This is a genomic window from Saccharopolyspora gloriosae, assembly GCF_014203325.1.
GTDB lineage: Bacteria > Actinomycetota > Actinomycetes > Mycobacteriales > Pseudonocardiaceae > Saccharopolyspora_C > Saccharopolyspora_C gloriosae.
The window spans coordinates 379189-395641 of the sequence record NZ_JACHIV010000001.1 but is presented as its reverse complement, the minus strand read 5'-3'; the positions used below and the strand labels follow the sequence as shown (position 1 = coordinate 395641).

11 protein-coding genes and 1 tRNA gene are annotated in these 16453 nt (G+C 71.5%); 3 read left to right on the top strand and 9 right to left on the bottom strand.

Features of this window, described 5'->3' with window-relative positions; genetic code table 11:
• Positions 1 to 45: 45 nt before the first annotated feature.
• From BJ969_RS01880 to mfd, 6 genes are all read right to left on the bottom strand, one after another.
• Positions 46 to 861: a lytic transglycosylase domain-containing protein gene (locus BJ969_RS01880; protein ID WP_343071177.1), complete on the bottom strand. Its 816-nt coding sequence runs from the start codon at positions 859 to 861 to the stop codon at positions 46 to 48.
• Between the two features lie 109 nt (positions 862 to 970).
• Positions 971 to 1789, bottom strand: coding sequence for a lytic murein transglycosylase (locus tag BJ969_RS01875; RefSeq protein ID WP_343071176.1), 819 nt, complete (start codon positions 1787 to 1789; stop codon positions 971 to 973).
• A gap of 265 nt (positions 1790 to 2054) precedes the next feature.
• Entirely contained in the window at positions 2055 to 3134 is a 1080-nt protein-coding gene (locus BJ969_RS01870; RefSeq protein ID WP_184476702.1) for a nucleoside triphosphate pyrophosphohydrolase, read from the bottom strand.
• 189 nt (positions 3135 to 3323) lie between these two features.
• Positions 3324 to 4256, bottom strand: a complete 933-nt coding sequence (locus BJ969_RS01865) for a SurA N-terminal domain-containing protein (RefSeq protein ID WP_343071175.1) — start codon at positions 4254 to 4256, stop codon at positions 3324 to 3326.
• Positions 4257 to 4309: 53 nt separating this feature from the next.
• The gene (locus tag BJ969_RS01860) at positions 4310 to 5842 is read right to left on the bottom strand and encodes an LCP family protein (protein ID WP_343071174.1); all 1533 of its coding nucleotides are present in this window, start codon (positions 5840 to 5842) and stop codon (positions 4310 to 4312) included.
• Between the two features lie 599 nt (positions 5843 to 6441).
• Positions 6442 to 10062, bottom strand: coding sequence for a transcription-repair coupling factor (gene mfd / locus BJ969_RS01855; RefSeq protein WP_184476700.1), 3621 nt, complete (start codon positions 10060 to 10062; stop codon positions 6442 to 6444).
• Between the two features lie 282 nt (positions 10063 to 10344).
• On the opposite strand from mfd, the gene BJ969_RS01850 reads away from it, so the two are divergent.
• On the top strand, positions 10345 to 11532 hold the full coding sequence (locus BJ969_RS01850; protein ID WP_184476698.1) for a PQQ-dependent sugar dehydrogenase: 1188 nt from the start codon (positions 10345 to 10347) through the stop codon (positions 11530 to 11532).
• A gap of 3 nt (positions 11533 to 11535) precedes the next feature.
• Here the strand turns inward: BJ969_RS01850 and BJ969_RS01845 are convergent, their stop codons facing one another.
• The 3 genes from BJ969_RS01845 to BJ969_RS01835 all read right to left on the bottom strand — a co-directional run bounded on the left by BJ969_RS01845 (position 11536) and on the right by BJ969_RS01835 (position 14130).
• Positions 11536 to 12132, bottom strand: a complete 597-nt coding sequence (locus tag BJ969_RS01845; RefSeq protein ID WP_184476696.1) for a Uma2 family endonuclease — start codon at positions 12130 to 12132, stop codon at positions 11536 to 11538.
• A gap of 131 nt (positions 12133 to 12263) precedes the next feature.
• Entirely contained in the window at positions 12264 to 12860 is a 597-nt protein-coding gene (locus BJ969_RS01840) for a TetR/AcrR family transcriptional regulator (protein ID WP_184484644.1), read from the bottom strand.
• 301 nt (positions 12861 to 13161) lie between these two features.
• The gene (locus BJ969_RS01835) at positions 13162 to 14130 is read right to left on the bottom strand and encodes an acyl-CoA desaturase (RefSeq protein ID WP_184476694.1); all 969 of its coding nucleotides are present in this window, start codon (positions 14128 to 14130) and stop codon (positions 13162 to 13164) included.
• A 315-nt stretch (positions 14131 to 14445) separates the two neighbouring features.
• On the opposite strand from BJ969_RS01835, the gene BJ969_RS01830 reads away from it, so the two are divergent.
• Positions 14446 to 14516: transfer RNA gene (locus BJ969_RS01830), tRNA-Gln, on the top strand.
• 49 nt (positions 14517 to 14565) lie between these two features.
• Positions 14566 to 16374: a GGDEF domain-containing protein gene (locus BJ969_RS01825; protein WP_184484642.1), complete on the top strand. Its 1809-nt coding sequence runs from the start codon at positions 14566 to 14568 to the stop codon at positions 16372 to 16374.
• Positions 16375 to 16453: the final 79 nt, after the last annotated feature.

Sequence of the window (16453 nt, the reverse complement as noted above, 5' to 3'; positions counted from 1 at the left end):
GGGTCGCGGTGATCCGGACGCGGCGTGCTCCTCCGCGCGGGAGGGTCACTGCCGCCTGCTGGCGGCCTTCGAATAGCTCTCGGCGATCGCGTAGACCTTCTGCCCGTACTCGACGGAGTTGTTGTACGACATCACCGCGCCCCACCAACCGTCACCGGTGGTCAGGTCGCGCCCGCTGGAGCACAGGTACCGACCGGCGGCCATCGCCGCGTCGTCGAGGTTCTGCGGGTCGCCGAGCCCGTCGCCGTTGCCGTCGGTGGCCCACTTCCGCCAGGTCGACGGGATGAACTGCATCGGCCCGACCGCGCGATCGTGCGTGGGGTCACCGTCCAGCGCGCCACCATCGGTGTCGCCGATGGCACGCACGCCGGGAGTGCCGTCCAGCGCGATCCCGATGATCGGCTGCGAGGGCATTCCGTCGTCGCCGAGCACCCGGTTCCCGTAGCGGCCGTGGTTGGACTCGATGCGGCCGATCCCGGCGATGGTGGCCCAGGAGATCCGGCAGTCCGGCTTGTACTGGCGCATCGCCAGGTCCGCGTTGACGTAGGCGAGCAGCGCGCGGGACGGCACGTCGACCACGGAGGCGACCTGATCCGCCCACTCCCGCACGGGGTCTTCACCGACGGGGGCGGGCTGCTGCGCGGGTTCCTGCGCGAGCGGCGCGGCGGAGCCGGGCAGGACCGGCGCCGGTTCCACGACCTGTTCCGGCGGCGGACCGGCTTCGGGCGCGGCCTCCGGGCGGCTCAGGGTCGAGGCCAGCGCGACGCCGGCCCCCATCGCGGCTACGAGGGCCAGCGCGACGGCCAACCGCCCGACGGCGGCGACTACGCCACGCAGCCGGGATGCGGTGGGGACGGTCACGCGATCAGGTTACTTGGCGGTATCCGGGAGAACTAGGAGCGAGCACAAATCGACCCACTTCCGGAGACGACCGCACCCAGCGGAAACCGTCCCTCCGCGCGCCACGGGATCATCGTCCGCCCTCCGCGCTCAGGGTCCGGCTGGTCTTGCCGTAGTGGTCGGCGTGGTCGAGCACGTCCTGGCCGTAGTCGTGGCTCTCGTTGTAGTCGAGCAACGCGGCCCAGAACCGGTCCGGGTCGTTCATGTCGCCGCCGACGGTGCACAGGTACTGCGCCGCGGCGAGCGCCGCGTCGTCGATGTCGTGCGGGTCCGCGACGCCGTCGCCGTCCGCGTCGGCGGCCCACCGCTCCCAGGTCGTGGGGATGAACTGCAGCGGCCCGATGGCCCGGTCGAACACCGGGTCGCCGTCGAGCAGTCCGCCGTCGGTGTCGTCGATGCGCTTGACGCCGTGGCTGCCGTCCAGCGGCAGGCCGATGATCGGCACGCTGGGCCTGCCCGTCTCGTCCAGGCGAGCACCGTTGAAGCGGCCGTGGCTGGATTCGATGGCGCCGATGCCCGCGAGCGTCGTCCATGTCAGCCCGCAACCCGGGTGGCTGGCCTCGGCCGCGCGGGCCGCGTAGCCGTAGGCCTGCAATGCCGCCCGGGGGATGTTGAGCTCGTCGGACATCGACTCCGACCAGGCTTCGAGCTGGAGCTGCGGTCGCTCGGTGGTAGGCAGCGGCGGGGTACCCGCGGGCAGGACCGTCAGCGGTGGCGGGGTGACGCCGCCGTCCGGGGGCGCCACCGCGGTGGGGGGATCGGCCTGCACGCTCGGCTGGGTCTGTTGGCGAGAACTGCTCGGTTCCGAGCCGCACGAGACGAGCAGTGCGATGATCGGTACCACTCCGGCGAGCCGCCACGGTCTGCACGTGCTCAGTTGCTGCGACACGAATGTCCTCCCTCTCCCACTCCAGTGTGCACATGTCAGGTCGTGCTCAGTGGCGAACCGGACTTTTCGCACGTTGCGATGCGAGCACCGACCAGGACAACGATTCCGGCGGCCTCGCGGTTCGCTCCGTGAGCGGAGGCGACCACATCTGTCCACTGAGGACACATCGGAACGATCTCCGCAGGTGGCGACCCATCGGCCCGTCAATCCTCGAAGCCGAGCCGACTCCTCCCGCGGCGTGGCGCGAAGGAGCCCGCGTTCCGCGTCACTCCCCGACGGCCGTGCTCCAGTAGCGGCTCCACTGCTCGGAGCCGAGCGCGTGCGGGTCCTGACCGTCGTTGCGCGCGGCGGCCTCGGCGTCCCGGACCCGGCCGGCGAAGGCGAGCGCGGCGGTGCGCAGGTCGTCCTCCGGATCATCTCCGGCCAGCCTGGCGCGGGCGACGAGGTCGAACAAGACCGCACCGGGTGATTCCCCGACCGAGACCAGTTCGCGCGGCACTCCGGCCCGCTCGGCCCGCTGCACCAGCTTCGCCGCGAGCGCGGCGGCGGGCTGACCGGTCGCGACACCGTCCACGATGGACTCCCGCTGCTTCTCCCGTTGCTTGAGCTCATCCCAGCGCAGCTGCTGGGACTCCGCGTCGTGCACGGACTCGACCTCGGTGAACACGTGCGGGTGCCGGGACACCAGCTTGCCCACCAGGTCGGCGGCCACCTCGTCCACCCCGAACGGATCGGCGGCGTCCTCGGCCGCGATCCGGGCGTGGAACAGGACCTGCAGCAGCACGTCGCCCAGTTCCTCGCGCAACGACGGGCGATCCCGCTGGTCGATCGCGTCCAGCAGCTCGTAGGTCTCCTCCACCAGGTAGCGGCGCAGCGAATCGTGGTCCTGCTGCGCGTCCCACGGGCAACCGCCCGGAGAGCGCAGCCGATCCATCACCGTCACCGCGTCCAGCAGCTCGACGCCCACCGGCGGATGCGAACCGAGCAACGCCGCACCGGCTTCGCGCAACGCCTGCGCCTGCGTCGACTTCAGGTCCGGCGCGACCAGGACGATCGGCTCCCGCGCGGCCTGGTCCAGCAACGCCTCCACGGCCGGAGCCGGGGGTTCGTCGAGCGCCTCCACCGTCGCCGCCGACAGACCCGGTGCGACGTAGACCGCCGCCGCACGGCGCAGCGCGGGCACCGCCGCCGCCGGGATCACGTCCCCGAGCCGGTCGTCCACGACGACCACCGCCGACCCCGGAACCACCGGCCGGGATGGGGAATCCGCGCTCGTCCCGAACGCCCCGGACGGGGTGTTCGGACGGTCGCCGGTCACGTGATCCGCCGAACGTGCACTCTGCATGGTGCGATTGTCGCAACCACGATTCTCGCCCTCGCCGCAACGCTTGATCCATATCGCCGAGCCTGCCCCCGGCGCACCGGCGCACCCCGTCCGACACACCGGCGCGTCACCCCATGCGGGTGATCTTCGGTGGTCGGGCGGCTCATCGAGATCGGCGCGGCCGCCCGGAAACCGGCAGCGGACCGGCGATCAGGAGCGGTCGGCGGCGGGGAAGACGAACCCGATCGTCTCGTCCTTGTTCGGAGCCGCCCCCAGCGCGAGCTGGTCCCAGACTCCGTAGCGCGGGCTCAGCTCGACACCGACCCGCTGGGCGGTCACCCGCAGCAGCTGATCGCCGAAGGACTGCATCCGCATCTCGTCCGCACCCGCCGCGCTCGGCTTGGGCGGTGCCGGGGCGACGTCGCGCCGCTTGATCCGCACCACCGACCACTGGCCGGACTGCGGTTGCAGCTCGAAGGCCATCGCGGTGCCCGCCCGCGCACCGAACAGCGGAGTGCCCGCCGCCAAGTCGGGCACATCCGCCGAACGCAGCCGCTGATCCGCCGCCGCGCCCTGGCCGGCCTGCTGATCGGCCGTGACGACGGCGGTCGACTCCGCGTCGCCGCGCGCCATCCGCCGCGCCTTCTGCTCCGCCTCACCGCGGGTGGCGGCGGACGTGACGTCGTAGGTGATGGAGACCCGGTCGATGTAGCGGCGGCCGAGCTCGGCGGTCAGCAGCTTGCTGCGCACCACGGCCGCCATGTCGTCGGCGGTGTAGATCTGCCCGGCGCTGGCGGCCTGCTCGCCGCCCGCGGAGTCGATCACCTCGCGGACCCGCCGCTCGTCCACCCGCAGGCCCTCGTCCTTCGCGGCCTGGTCCACCAGCGCCCGGCGCGCCAGATCACCGGCGAGCCTGCGGCCGAACTCGCCGAGCTGCTCCTGCTCCGCGAGCTGCGCCTTGGCTTCCGGCTCCTTGTCCAGCACGGCGCGGTACCGGCCCTGCACCTCGCTGACCGGGATCCGCGCGTCGCCCACCAAGGCCGCCGCACCGACCCGGCCGGGTTCGACACCACAACCGGCGAGCAGCGCGCACGAGAGCGCGACCAACGCGAGCGGACGGAGGCGGGAGATGACGGAGCTCACAGCGATCACCCTCTCACGAGATCATCTCGGGGTGAACCCTCATCCCCGCCCCGTCAATTCACGCACGGCACACCGGCCGCGGTGATCGGCTGGTCCGGGACCTGCGCCCGCTGGAGCCCGTCGAGGCGCAGCGGACGCGCACCGGCGAAGTTCTGCGCCCCCGGACCCGCGTAGTCCGCGCCCAAGTACACCTCGACGCTGCCGGACTCCACGGCGCCGCTGGTGCGCACCGGCAGGCCGCCGAGCGCCTCCGCGACCTGCTCGCCCGCGGCCTCCTCACCCGCCGCGACCCGCACCGACGACGAGCTCATCGCCTCGGCGTTGCCCGTGGCACCGGAGCGGAACCCCTCACCGGTGAGGCGTTCCAGCACGCTCGCCGCGAGCCCCGTGACGCTCGAAGCGTTGTACACGCTCACCGTCGTCTTCGACGGGCTCCGGCTCGTCTCCTCCGACGAGGTCTCCGCCTGCGAGGTCTGCTCCTGCGGAGCGCGCTCCGCCTGCTGGCGCACCGCGCGTTCCTGCGGGGACAGCAGCAGGTTCGCCACGAACCGCCGCACCTCCGCCTCGTCGACCGTCACGTCCTCCTTGCCGGACTCCCCGACCAGCTCCACCGGGATGGTCTGGAAATCGATGTCGCCGCCCGCGATGCCCTGCATGTTCTGCGCGAAGTCCACGACGTCCCAGCCCGAATCGAGCACCACCGACTTGCGCAGCGCCGCCATCAGCTCGCCGAGCCGCACCGGGTTGCTCAACGTGCCCGCGGACAAGATCTTGCTCGCCAGACCGGACATGAACACCTGCTGGCGCACCACGCGGTCCAGGTCGTTGCGCGGCAGGCCGTGGCGCTGGCGCACGAACGCCAGCGCGTCGGCGCCGGCGACGGTCTGCGGGCCCGCGTTGAACACCGCGCCCGAGAACCTGCTGTCGTCCACATCGTCCACCAGGCACACATCGACGCCGCCGACGGCCTTGGTGATCTCGTAGAACCCGAGCAGGTTCACCTCGGCGTAGTGGTCGATGGTCACGCCGGAAAGGTCTTCGATCGTCTCGATCAGGAACTTCTGGCCCGCGGTCCGCGCCTGCCGCTCCTGCTCCTTCGGATCGGTCACGCCGTCGTCCTCCAACTCCTGCAACGCGGCCATGCGCTCGGTGTTGAAGGCCTCCGTGAGCTTGTGCTCGCCGTGCCCGTTGCCGAGGCCGACCAGCGTGTCGCGCGGGAAGGACACGGCGCTGGCGCGCTGACCCCCGTTGGGGATGCGCATCAGGATCATCGTGTCGGTGAGATCGCCGCCCTCGTCATCGGTGGTGCGCAGCTCGCGCAGCACGTCCTCCGGCAGCGGGTTGCCCTCCGCGTCGGTGCGGCTGTCGTTGCCGACGAGCAGGATGTCGACGGCGCCGTCCGGAGCGCTGACCCCGCCGCCGATCACGTCGCTCCCGGTGATCCCCCCGGTCCAGCCCTTGAGCGTGCCCCACGCGTACGCGCTGGTGCTCAGGACCGCGACGGACAGCAGAGCGATCAGCACGCGGCCGAACACCCGCCCCGCGCGGCGCTTCGGCTTGGGCCTGCGGTGATCCCGCTCGTCCACGCGCGCTACGACGGGCCTGCGGACCGTCGTCTCCTCCCCCGGCCGGGACGGTCCCGGACGACGAGGAGCACTCGGCCGCCGCTGTCCTCTCGCACGATCCACACCTCGTCCTTTCCCCTACCGGCAGAACCAGGCGGCACGTCGAACCGGCGAGTCCACCCACGAATGCAGACGCGTCACGGGCGCGTTGGTTGCCTCGTGGCGGAGGATGACCACCGATCGGCCCCGTCTTAACGCAGGTCGATCATGCGCCGTTGGTCGGGGGTTTGCCAGGCCCGCCCGGTCGGTTTGGGCGTGTGGTCGGGTGGCGGAACCTCAGCGTTCTTCTCGCTGCGGGATCTTTTTCCCGAGTGGCTCCGCCACGAGGGAAAAAGCCGTCCTCGCGAGAAGAACGCTGAGAACCCGCGGGTGGTCGGCTTTTCGACGTGGGCTAATCGCTGCGCGATTACAGGCACGGCCTTCGGCCGCAAAGCAAGCGTGGCTTCGCCCGCACACTGCACGGCTTCGCCGCAAGAGCACGGCCTTCGGCCGCGAGGCAGGCGTGGCTTCGTCCGCCCCTTTTGGGCTTGTTGAGGTGCGGGGGTGCTGCGGGGGGTTGGTCAGACGGTCAGGGCTGGGCGGCCTGCTAGGGCTGCGAGGAGGTCGGCGCACCAGTCGAGCAACGCCTCGTCCCGCAGTGCGGGAGCTCCGATGCGGCCACCGGCGGCTCCTTCCGTGGGGCGCGGCACCGAGATCGTGCGGACCGTGGCCTTGTAGACGGCCTTCGGGTACAGGCGCTTGAGCCGCATCTGCTGGGAATCGGCCAGCTCCACCGGTGCGATGCGCAGCGAGGAGCCCTGCAAGGTCACCTCGGTGACGCCGTGCTCGCGGCACACCTGCCGGAACGTGGCGACCTTGAGCAAGCGCTGCACCGGCTCCGGCAGCGGGCCGTAGCGGTCTTCCAGTTCGGCGCGCACCGCGTCCAGCGCCTCCTGATCGGCGGCGGCGGCGATCTTGCGGTACGCCTCCAGCCGCAGCCGCTCGCCCGGCACGTAGTCGTGCGGGATGTGCGCGTCCACGGGCAGGTCCACCCGCACCTCGGCCAATTCCCGTTCCAAGTCACCGGTTTCCGCGCCCGCGTGCTGCTTGAACGCCTCGACGGCCTCCCCGACCAGCCGCACGTACAGGTCGAACCCGACGCCCGCGATGTGCCCGGACTGCTCGGCGCCGAGGATGTTGCCCGCGCCGCGGATCTCCAGGTCCTTCATCGCCACGGCCATGCCCGCGCCCAGCTCCGAGTTCTGCGCGATCGTCGCGAGCCGGTCGTGCGCGGTGTCGGTGAGCGGCTTCTCGCCCGGGTACAGGAAGTACGCGTAGCCGCGCTCGCGAGCGCGGCCGACGCGACCGCGCAGCTGGTGCAGCTGGGAGAGCCCGAGCATGTCCGAACGCTCCACGATCAGCGTGTTCGCGTTCGAGATGTCCAGCCCGGTCTCGACGATCGTGGTGCACACCAGCACGTCGTGCTCGCGCTCCCAGAACCCCTGGATGATCTTCTCCAGCCGTTCCTCGTTCATCTGGCCGTGCGCGGTGACGATCCGCGCCTCCGGCACCAGCTCGCGCAGCGACCGGGCGGCCTTCTCGATCGTCGAGACCCGGTTGTGCACGAAGAACACCTGGCCGTCGCGCAGCAGCTCGCGGCGGATCGCGGCGCCGACCTGCTTCTCGTCGTAGGCGCCGACGTAGGTAAGCACCGGGTGCCGCTCCTCCGGCGGGGTGAGGATCGTGGACATCTCGCGGATGCCCGCCATGCTCATCTCCAGCGTCCGCGGGATGGGCGTCGCCGACATCGTCAGCACGTCCACGTGGGTGCGCAGCGCCTTGATGTGCTCCTTGTGCTCGACGCCGAAGCGCTGCTCCTCGTCGACGATGACCAGGCCCAGGTCCTTGTAGCGCACGCCCGTCTGCAACAACCGGTGCGTGCCGATCACGATGTCGACCGAACCGTCGGCGAGGCCCTGCACCGTCTGCTCCGACTCCCGCGGATCGGTGAACCGGGACAGGCCCTTGATCGTCACCGGGAAGGAGCGCATCCGGTCGGCGAAGGTGTTCAGGTGCTGCTGCGCCAGCAGCGTCGTCGGCACCAGGACCGCGACCTGCTTGCCGTCCTGCACGGCCTTGAACGCGGCGCGCACCGCGATCTCCGTCTTGCCGTAGCCCACGTCGCCGCAGATCACCCGGTCCATCGGGACGGGCCGCTGCATGTCCGACTTGGCCTCGTCGATCGCCGCCATCTGATCACCGGTCTCGGTGTACGGGAAGGCGTCCTCCAACTCCCGCTGCCACGGGGTGTCCGGGCCGAACGCGTGACCGGGGGCGGACTGGCGCGCGGCGTAGAGCTGCACCAGTTCGGCGGCGATCTCCTTGACCGCCTTGCGAGCCTTGGCCTTGGTGTTCTTCCAGTCGGAGCCGCCGAGCTTGTTCAGCGTCGGCAGCTCGCCGCCGACGTAGCGGGACACCTCGTCGAGCTGATCGGTCGGCACGAACAGCCGGTCGCCGGGCTGGCCGCGCTTGCTGGAGGCGTACTCCAGCACCAGGTACTCGCGGGTCGCGCCACCGACGGTGCGCTGCACCATCTCCACGTACTTGCCGATGCCGTGCTGCTCGTGCACCACGAAGTCACCGGCCTTCAGCGCCAGCGGATCCACCGCGTTGCGCCGCCGCGACGGCATCCGGCGCATGTCCTTGGTGGACGTGCCGCCGCGACCGCCGGTCAGGTCGGTCTCGGTGAGCACCACCAGACCCACCCCCGGTGCGGCGAACCCGTCCTCCAGGTCGCCGCGCACCACGGTGATCACGCCGGTCTCCGGCTCGCCCGCGATCCCCTCGGCCGCGTGGCGCACCGGCAGGTCGCCTTCCCGGAACTGCTGGACCGCCCGCTGCGCGGTTCCCTGCCCCGGAACCACCAGCACGGCGGCGCCGCCGGAAGCTGTGTGCGCGCGCAGGTCGGCGAACGCGCGTTCCACCTCACCGCGGTACGCCTCGACCTGCTTGAGGCCCAGATGCACCACGCCGTCGTCCGCGCTGTCGCTGCTGAGCTGGGTCAACGTCCACCAGGGCAGGCCGATCTCCCTGGTGCGCTCGGCGACCTCCGCGAGCCCGCGGTACGCCGAGGCCCCCAGGTCGATGGGCGCCTTGCCGCCGTCGGCGGCGACCATCCAGGACGCCTCCAGGAACTCCTGGCCGGTGCGCACCAGGTCCGCGGCCCGCGCCCGCACCTTCTCCGGATCCGACAGCAGCACGTGCGTGCCGTCCGGGACGAGTTCGGTGAGCAACCGCATCTCGCCTTCGCACAGCGCCGGGATCAGCGCCTCCATGCCCTCCACGGCGGCGCCGCCGGCGATCTTGCCGAGCATCTCGGCGAGCTGCGCGTCGGCCGTGTGCAGGCGCGCCAGTTCCTCCGCGCGTTCCGCTACCTCGGGCGTGATCAGCAGTTCCCGGCAGGCGGGGGCGTAGAGCAGCGCGTCCGGGGCGTCCGGCAGGGACCGCTGGTCGGCGACGGAGAACGGGCGGATCTCGGTGACCTCGTCGCCCCAGAACTCCACGCGCAGCGGGTGTTCCACCGTCGGCGGGAACACGTCGACGATGCCGCCGCGCACCGCGAACTCACCGCGCTTCTCCACCATGTCGACGCGGCTGTAGGCGAGGCCGGCGAGCCGTTCCACCAGCTGCTCGAAGTCGTGTTCGTCGCCCAGCGCGAGCCGCACCGGGGCCAGCTCCCCCAGGCCCGGCGCGATCGGCTGGATCAGGCTGCGCACCGTCGTCACGAGCACCCGGACCGGGCCTTCGGCGTGCTCCTCCGGGTGGGCGAGCCTGCGCAGCACCGCGAGCCTGCGCCCGACGGTGTCCGCGCGCGGGGACAGCCGCTCGTGCGGCAGCGTCTCCCAGGACGGGAACACCGCCACGCCGTCCGGGCCGATGAGGTCCTCCAGCGCCGCCGCGGTCTCCTCGGCCTCGCGGCCGGTGGCGGTCACCAGCAGCACCGGCGCCGCCGCCCCGGAGTCCGCGGCCAGCGCGGCCGTCGCGAGCGGGCGAGCCGCGACCGGGCCTTCCAGCTCCAGGTGCGGGCGGCCCGCCGACGACACCACGCGGCGGAAGGTCTCCTCCCGCAGCACCGCGTCGAGCAGCCCGTGCAACGCGGCCGGAGCCGCATCCGTCGCCGTGGCAGGACCAGCCTGGGTCATCGCAATCCCTCGCACCGAGAAAACATCGCCGAACGCGCACGGACCCGTCCCCGGGACGACCGCTGACGAGTCCGCGGGCGTGTCCGGCTCGCGGCGGGACCGGCCTGCCGGGCGACCGCTCGCGACCGAGCCGGGACCGGCTCTTCCCAGGCGGACCACGCGATGCCGGGTGACGGGAGTCGTCGTCCAGCCTACGACTCCGCACCGACACCGTCCGGCCGCCCCGCACCCGCCGCGCCGAGATGACCACGTGCGGTGCCCGGCCGGTGCCACACTGTGGTGATGCGCGCTTGCCGAGTCGCCGCCCTCGCCCTGGTCACCCTGCTCGCGGCGTGCGGCGCACCGGGCGGCGCACCTCCCCCGCCGAGCACCCGGGCGCCCGATCCGGTCCCGTCGACGTTGCGGGTGGAGGTCCTGGGCCGCGGTCTCGAACACCCGTGGGACGTGGGTTTCCTCCCGGACGGCACGGCGCTGATCGCGCAGCGCCCCGGCAGGCTGGCGCTGCTCGCCGACACCAGCCCCGGCGCGCAGCTGCGCCCGGTGCGCGCGGACCTCGACGACGTGCTCGCCGAAGGCGAAGGCGGCCTGCTGGGCCTGGTGGTGCACCCGGACTTCGCCGACAGCAGGCGGTTCGTCACCTGCCAGACTCATCAGGAGGACGGGCGTGCCGTGGACGTGCGGCTGGTGACCTGGCGCCTCGCCGACGACGGCGGCAGCGCCGAACGCGTCGGCCCTCCGCTGCTGACGGGCCTTCCGGTGAACGCGAACGGCAGGCACTCCGGCTGCCGCCCGACCTTGGCGGAGGACGGATCGCTGCTGGTCACCACGGGTGACGCGGCTGATCCGCGAGCCGCGCAGGACCGCGCCGGACTCGGCGGCAAGGTCCTGCGGATGGACCTCCGCACCGGCGAGCCCGCGCCCGGAAACCCGTTCCTCGATGCGCCGAACCCCGCCGAGCGGTTGCTGTTCAGCTACGGGCACCGCAACCCGCAGGGCATCGCCCCGCGCCCCGGCGGGCAGGTGTTCGTCGCCGAGCACGGACCGGACTCCGACGACGAGATCAACCTGCTGCGGGCGGGCGGGAACCACGGCTGGGACCCGTCGCGCGGCGGCCGCTCGGACACCTACGACGAGTCGGTGCCCATGACGGACCTGCGGCGGTTCCCGGACGCGGTGCCCGCGGTGTGGTCCTCGGGGCGCTCGACGGAGGCGGTGTGCGCGGCGACGTTCCTCACCGGGCCGCGGTGGGACCGGTTCGACGGGATGCTCGCGGTCACCGCGCTGAAGGGCTCGAAGCTGCTGCTGTTCGGCCTCGGCCCGGACGGGACCGTGCGGGAAGTGCTGGTGCCACCGGAGCTCGACGGCCTGCACGGACGACTGCGCGCCGCCCGCCAAGGCCCCGACGGCGCCCTCTACGTCACCACGTCCAACGGCACCGACGACCGCATCCTGCGCATCACCTCGGCCTGAGCCTCACGCCCCGCCGAAGACCAAGTCGTACAGAACATCCACATCGAGGTCCACAGGAACGGGCGCGGCCTTGACCGTGGCAGGAACACCGGACTCAACGACGCACGACTTGACGTAGACCCCGTTGGTCAGTTCAAAGCACAAGATCGTCGGCGGATCGCCGGGGATCGGTTCGACCCGCCAGTAGAACGGGACACCCGCTTGCGCGTAGGCGTCCGGTTTGATCATGCGATCGTCCTTCCGCGTGCGCGGGGAGACGATCTCCACGGCGAGCAGCACTTCCGCTGCCTCGACCTTGACCGTTCCGTCCCGCTGCGCCTGAAGGACGCTGATGTCCGGGATGAATCCCATACCCTCGAACAGGCTGACCCCGATCCCGCTTACCGCGAAGAGGTCCGATCGCCCTTCCGCGCGCAACGCTTGGCGCAACACGAGCCGCAGTTCGTCGTTCAGGCCCTGATGGACATAGCTGGGCGCGGGAGTCACCTGGAAATGTCCGCCAATCAACTCCACCCGGTTGCCGTCCGGGTCGTGTTCGAGCGACTCCCAGTCGGCCAGCGTGAAGGGCGGGCCGCTAGCGTACGCGAGTGCACTACTCATAGTGTCATCATTGTTGCACACTGTGATCACCCCATGTCGGCGCGGCCCTGCGCTTGATATTACGCATTCGCTCGACGGTTAACGGATCAACGCGCCCGCTCGAACCACCGGCCCGCCTGGGCCGACACCGATCAGCGCCAGCTGCCGAGCTTCGGCTTGTGCTCCAGGTGGGAGAGGCCGTTCCAGGCGATGTTGACCAGGTGCGCGGCGACCTCGTCCTTCTTCGGCTTGCGCGCCTCCAGCCACCACTGGCCGACCAGCGCCACCATGCCCACCAGCGCCTGGCTGTAGAGCGGGGCCAGCTTCGCGTCGTAGCCCTTCGCGCTGAACTGCAGCCCGAGGATGTGCTCGACCTGGCTGGCGATGTCGTTGAGCAGCGACGAGAACGTGCCCGTCGTGCTGGCCACCGGCGAGTCGCGCACGAGGATGCGGAATCCGTCGGTGGACGTGTCGATGTACTCCAGCAACGCCCCGGCGGCCTGCTCCAGCAGCGCCCGGGGGTGCCCGGCGGACAGCGCCGAGACCATCGAGTCCAGCAGCGCGCGCATCTCGCGATCGACGACGACCGCGTAGATGCCCTCCTTGCCGCCGAAGTGCTCGTAGACGACCGGCTTGGACACGCCCGCCCGATGCGCGATCTCCTCGATGGAGGCGGCTTCGAAGCCCTTCTCGGCGAACAGCGCCCTGGCCACGTCGAGCAGCTGCTGCCGTCGTTCCTCACCGGTCATCCGGACCCGGGTCGTGCGCGCCGAGCTGCGCCTCGCCTCCGAGTCCGGGGAGCTGCGCCTGCGCCGTCCCGCCACGAGTTCACCCTATCCGTGCGGGCCGGGAGCAGTCCGAACCTCCCCGGATCGCCGCACACATCGTGGGGGATTCACCAGTGCAACGGCTCGGTCCTGACGGGGCCGGCGAGCGTGGATCGCCGCTCCCACCGGCGTGGGCGCGGAAATCCGGGGCCCTCCACGCGATCACGCGCGAAGGACCCCGGAGTCTCGCCACCCGCCCCGTTCCGAGCCAGAGCCGAGGGCGTCAGCCCTTGTAGTCGGTCACCGCGATCCGGGCCAGCCGCTTGTCGTTCGGCCAGCGGACCTTCCAGGCCCAGCCGACCTTCTCGAAGAACCAGATCACCCGCGCCGAGATGTCCAGCTGCCCGCGCAGCACCCCGTGCCGGGCGCAGGTCGGGTCGGCGTGGTGGGAGTTGTGCCAGGACTCGCCGAACGACACGATCGCCAGCGGCCAGAAGTTCGACGCCTTGTCGCGGCTCTTGAACGGGCGCTCACCGATCATGTGGCAGATCGAGTTCACCGACCACGTGATGTGGTGCAGCAGCGACGCGCGCACCAGCCCGGCCCAGAAGAAACCGGTCAGCGCACCCCACCAGGACCAGGTCAGCAGGCCGCCGAGCACTGCGGGCAGCACCAGGCTGAGCAAGGTCCACAACGGGAACAGCTTGTTCAGGCGGACCAGCCGCTCTTCCTTGTGCAGGTCCGGCGCGAACCGTTCCTCGTTGGTCATGCTGCGGTCGAACAGCCAGCCCATGTGCGCGTGCCAGAAGCCCTTGGCCAGCGCTCCCGGCGTGCTGCCGAAGCGCCACGGCGAGTGCGGGTCGCCCTCGCGGTCCGAGTAGGCGTGGTGGCGACGGTGGTCGGCCACCCAGGTGATCACCGGCCCCTGCAGCGAGGTCATGCCCGCGATGGCGAGGGTGGCGCGGACCGGCCAGTTGGACTTGAACGAGCCGTGCGTGAACAGCCGGTGGAACCCGACGGTCACGCCGAGCCCGCTGAACACGTAGAAGAACGCCGCCAAGCCGACGTCCACCCATCCCAGACCCCAGCCCCAGGCGAACGGGACGGCCGCGACCAGCGCGACGCACGGGACCAGGACGAATACGTAGACGAGGAACTGGGCGAGCCTGGGACGGTCGCCCGCCGTCAGGGGTTTCGGTCCGGCGGACTCGGCTCCGGAAGCTTCGGGAGCAACGTCGGTCGCTGCGGTCATACTCACTACCTCAACTGGGTCGGGTGGTGGAAAACGGTCGGCAGAGCCGGGGGAATCCGGCGTCGACCCCGCAGATCCTACGGGACCGTAACCTACGCAAGCGTAAGTTGGTGGATGCGCAATCGTCACCCCCCGGCGACGGAATTACGGCGTGTCGCTACCTGTCGGGCGTGTCCGGGTCGGGCGGCGCTGATCGTTCGTGCACCCGTGGGAACGATCACGCTGGACGGGCATGCCACGATGTCGACTGGGCGGACACGGTCGACCGGCGTGGCGGTAAGCTCTGGCGCCGGGTCCGCGGACCACATCGCCCGATCCGCCGTGGTGTAAAGGCAGCACCTCAGATTTTGGTTCTGATGGTCCAGGTTCGAGTCCTGGCGGCGGAGCAACGGTCCCCGCGGGCGAACCTGGTACGACGAGCTCGTGGTCACCGGGATGCCCGGTGGGAACCGTGGTCGATCGCCGACCTCCCGGCCCCGGCCGGGCCTGGATGCCAGCAGGGGGTGTGCGCCGCTGCGCGAGGACACGACGGACGTACGCGACGACGCGGCAACCGCGCTGAGCGAGGTCAGCGACGCGTGGTTGGTAGGTCGCGCTCGCGAACTCAACGCCGTCGGCCAGAACAGCGACGCCCTGGGCCAGCGCAGCACCATCCGAGAAGCCGACGGACTGCTCGCCGAGGCGCAGCGGCGCGGTGAGCCGCGCATCGTCGCCCAGCTGCTGCGGCACTGCGCCGCGATGCGGCTGTCCACCTCCGGGCTCGCGCACGGCGCGGAACCGCTGCTCGACGAACTCCTCACGCACAGCAGGCGGCACGGGCTCACCGTGCTGGAGGCCGACGCCTACGCGCTGCGCGGCAGGCGCGCGCTGCTCACCGGCAGCGAGGACAACGCGATCACCGAGGTGGCCAGCGGCCTCGCGATGCTGGAGGACGAGCCCGTCCCGGACACCGCGCTGGGCAGGCGCTCCTGGGACCGGCTGCTGGCGACGGCGCTGATCGACCTGGGGTCGGTGCTCACGCAGCTCGGCGTGTACGAGACCGCCGACGAGGTGATGGCCCGCGCGCTGCACCGCATTCGGGAGAGCGGCGGACCGCACGAGATCGCGCTGCACATGATGAACCGCTGCCGGATGTTCCTGGGCTGGGGCCTGCGGCTGGAGCGCATCGGGCAGCAGGACGCCGCGGGCGAGCGGTTCGCCACCGCCTCCGGGCTGGCGCTCGGCGTGGAGGTGCCGTGGCGGGAGTCGCTGTTCCCGCGGCTCGCCGACCGCTCCGCGGCCGACCAGATCCCGGTGCTCGGCGCGGCGCACGCGTTGGCCCAGCCGAGCTCGGAGCACATCGAGCGGCTGCGGCGGCTGCGGTCGCTGGACCGCGCCATCCACCCGCGCGAGAAGATCATCGTGGCGATCGCGCTGGCCCGCTGCCTGGTCAACGCCGGGCAGCGGACCGAGGCGGTGCGGATGCTCTCGGACACCCGCTCCAAGGTCACCGGCGACGCGGCCGATCCGACGCTGCGGATCTCGCTCGCCCGCGAGTACGCGCAGCTCACCGAGATGGACCAGGACCGGCCGACCAGCGACGCGGTGCACGACTACGTGCTGGACCTGGAGAACGAGCTGTGGGCCATGCGGGAAGGCCGCTACCTGACGCTGAGCACCCGGCTGGAGAACTCCCGGCTGAACCTGCGCCACGACGCGATCACCCAGCAGGCGCTGCAGGACCCGCTGACCGGGCTGTCGAACCGGCGGGCGCTCGACGAGCGGCTGGACTCGCTGCTGGACACGCCCGAGTCCCAGCCGCTGTCGGTGGCCCTGGTGGACCTGGACGGGTTCAAGGAGGTCAACGACCGCTGCTCGCACGCCGAGGGCGACGACGTGCTGCGGGTCGTGGCGAGCACGCTGCGGGACACGCTGCGGGTCGACGACTTCGTGGCCCGCTACGGCGGCGACGAGTTCGTGGTGCTGCTGCCGGGTGTGACCTTGAACGCGGCGGAGTCGGCGTTGCAGCGCACCGTGGAGGCGATCGCGCGGCTGCCCAAGGCGCTCTCGCGCGGGGTGACGTTGTCGATCGGCGTGGTCGCGCGGCGACCGCAGGAGTCCGGCGCGCAGGTGCAGGCCCGCGCGGACGCGGCGATGTACCAGGCGAAACGCGGCGGCGGGAACCAGGTGGCGACGTTCGCGGTCGACTCGGGCTCCGGTGATCCCGACGACCAGGAGTCCTGGATCCCCCCGCAACCGCGCTGATCGGTTCGACGCGAACGCTGCCGCGGCTCCCCGGTGAGCCTCGTTACACGGCACGCGAACCCGGTCAGGCGAAATGGTC

Excerpts from the sequence above, each read along its gene's own strand:
- BJ969_RS01825 (WP_184484642.1), top strand. The coding sequence starts at position 14,566 with ATGCCCGGTGGGAACCGTGGTCGATCGCCGACCTCCCGGCCCCGGCCG.
- mfd (WP_184476700.1), bottom strand. The coding sequence starts at position 10,062 with ATGACCCAGGCTGGTCCTGCCACGGCGACGGATGCGGCTCCGGCCGCG.
- BJ969_RS01840 (WP_184484644.1), bottom strand. The coding sequence starts at position 12,860 with ATGACCGGTGAGGAACGACGGCAGCAGCTGCTCGACGTGGCCAGGGCG.
- BJ969_RS01850 (WP_184476698.1), top strand. The coding sequence starts at position 10,345 with ATGCGCGCTTGCCGAGTCGCCGCCCTCGCCCTGGTCACCCTGCTCGCG.
- BJ969_RS01870 (WP_184476702.1), bottom strand. The coding sequence starts at position 3,134 with ATGCAGAGTGCACGTTCGGCGGATCACGTGACCGGCGACCGTCCGAAC.
- BJ969_RS01835 (WP_184476694.1), bottom strand. The coding sequence starts at position 14,130 with ATGACCGCAGCGACCGACGTTGCTCCCGAAGCTTCCGGAGCCGAGTCC.
- BJ969_RS01845 (WP_184476696.1), bottom strand. The coding sequence starts at position 12,132 with ATGAGTAGTGCACTCGCGTACGCTAGCGGCCCGCCCTTCACGCTGGCC.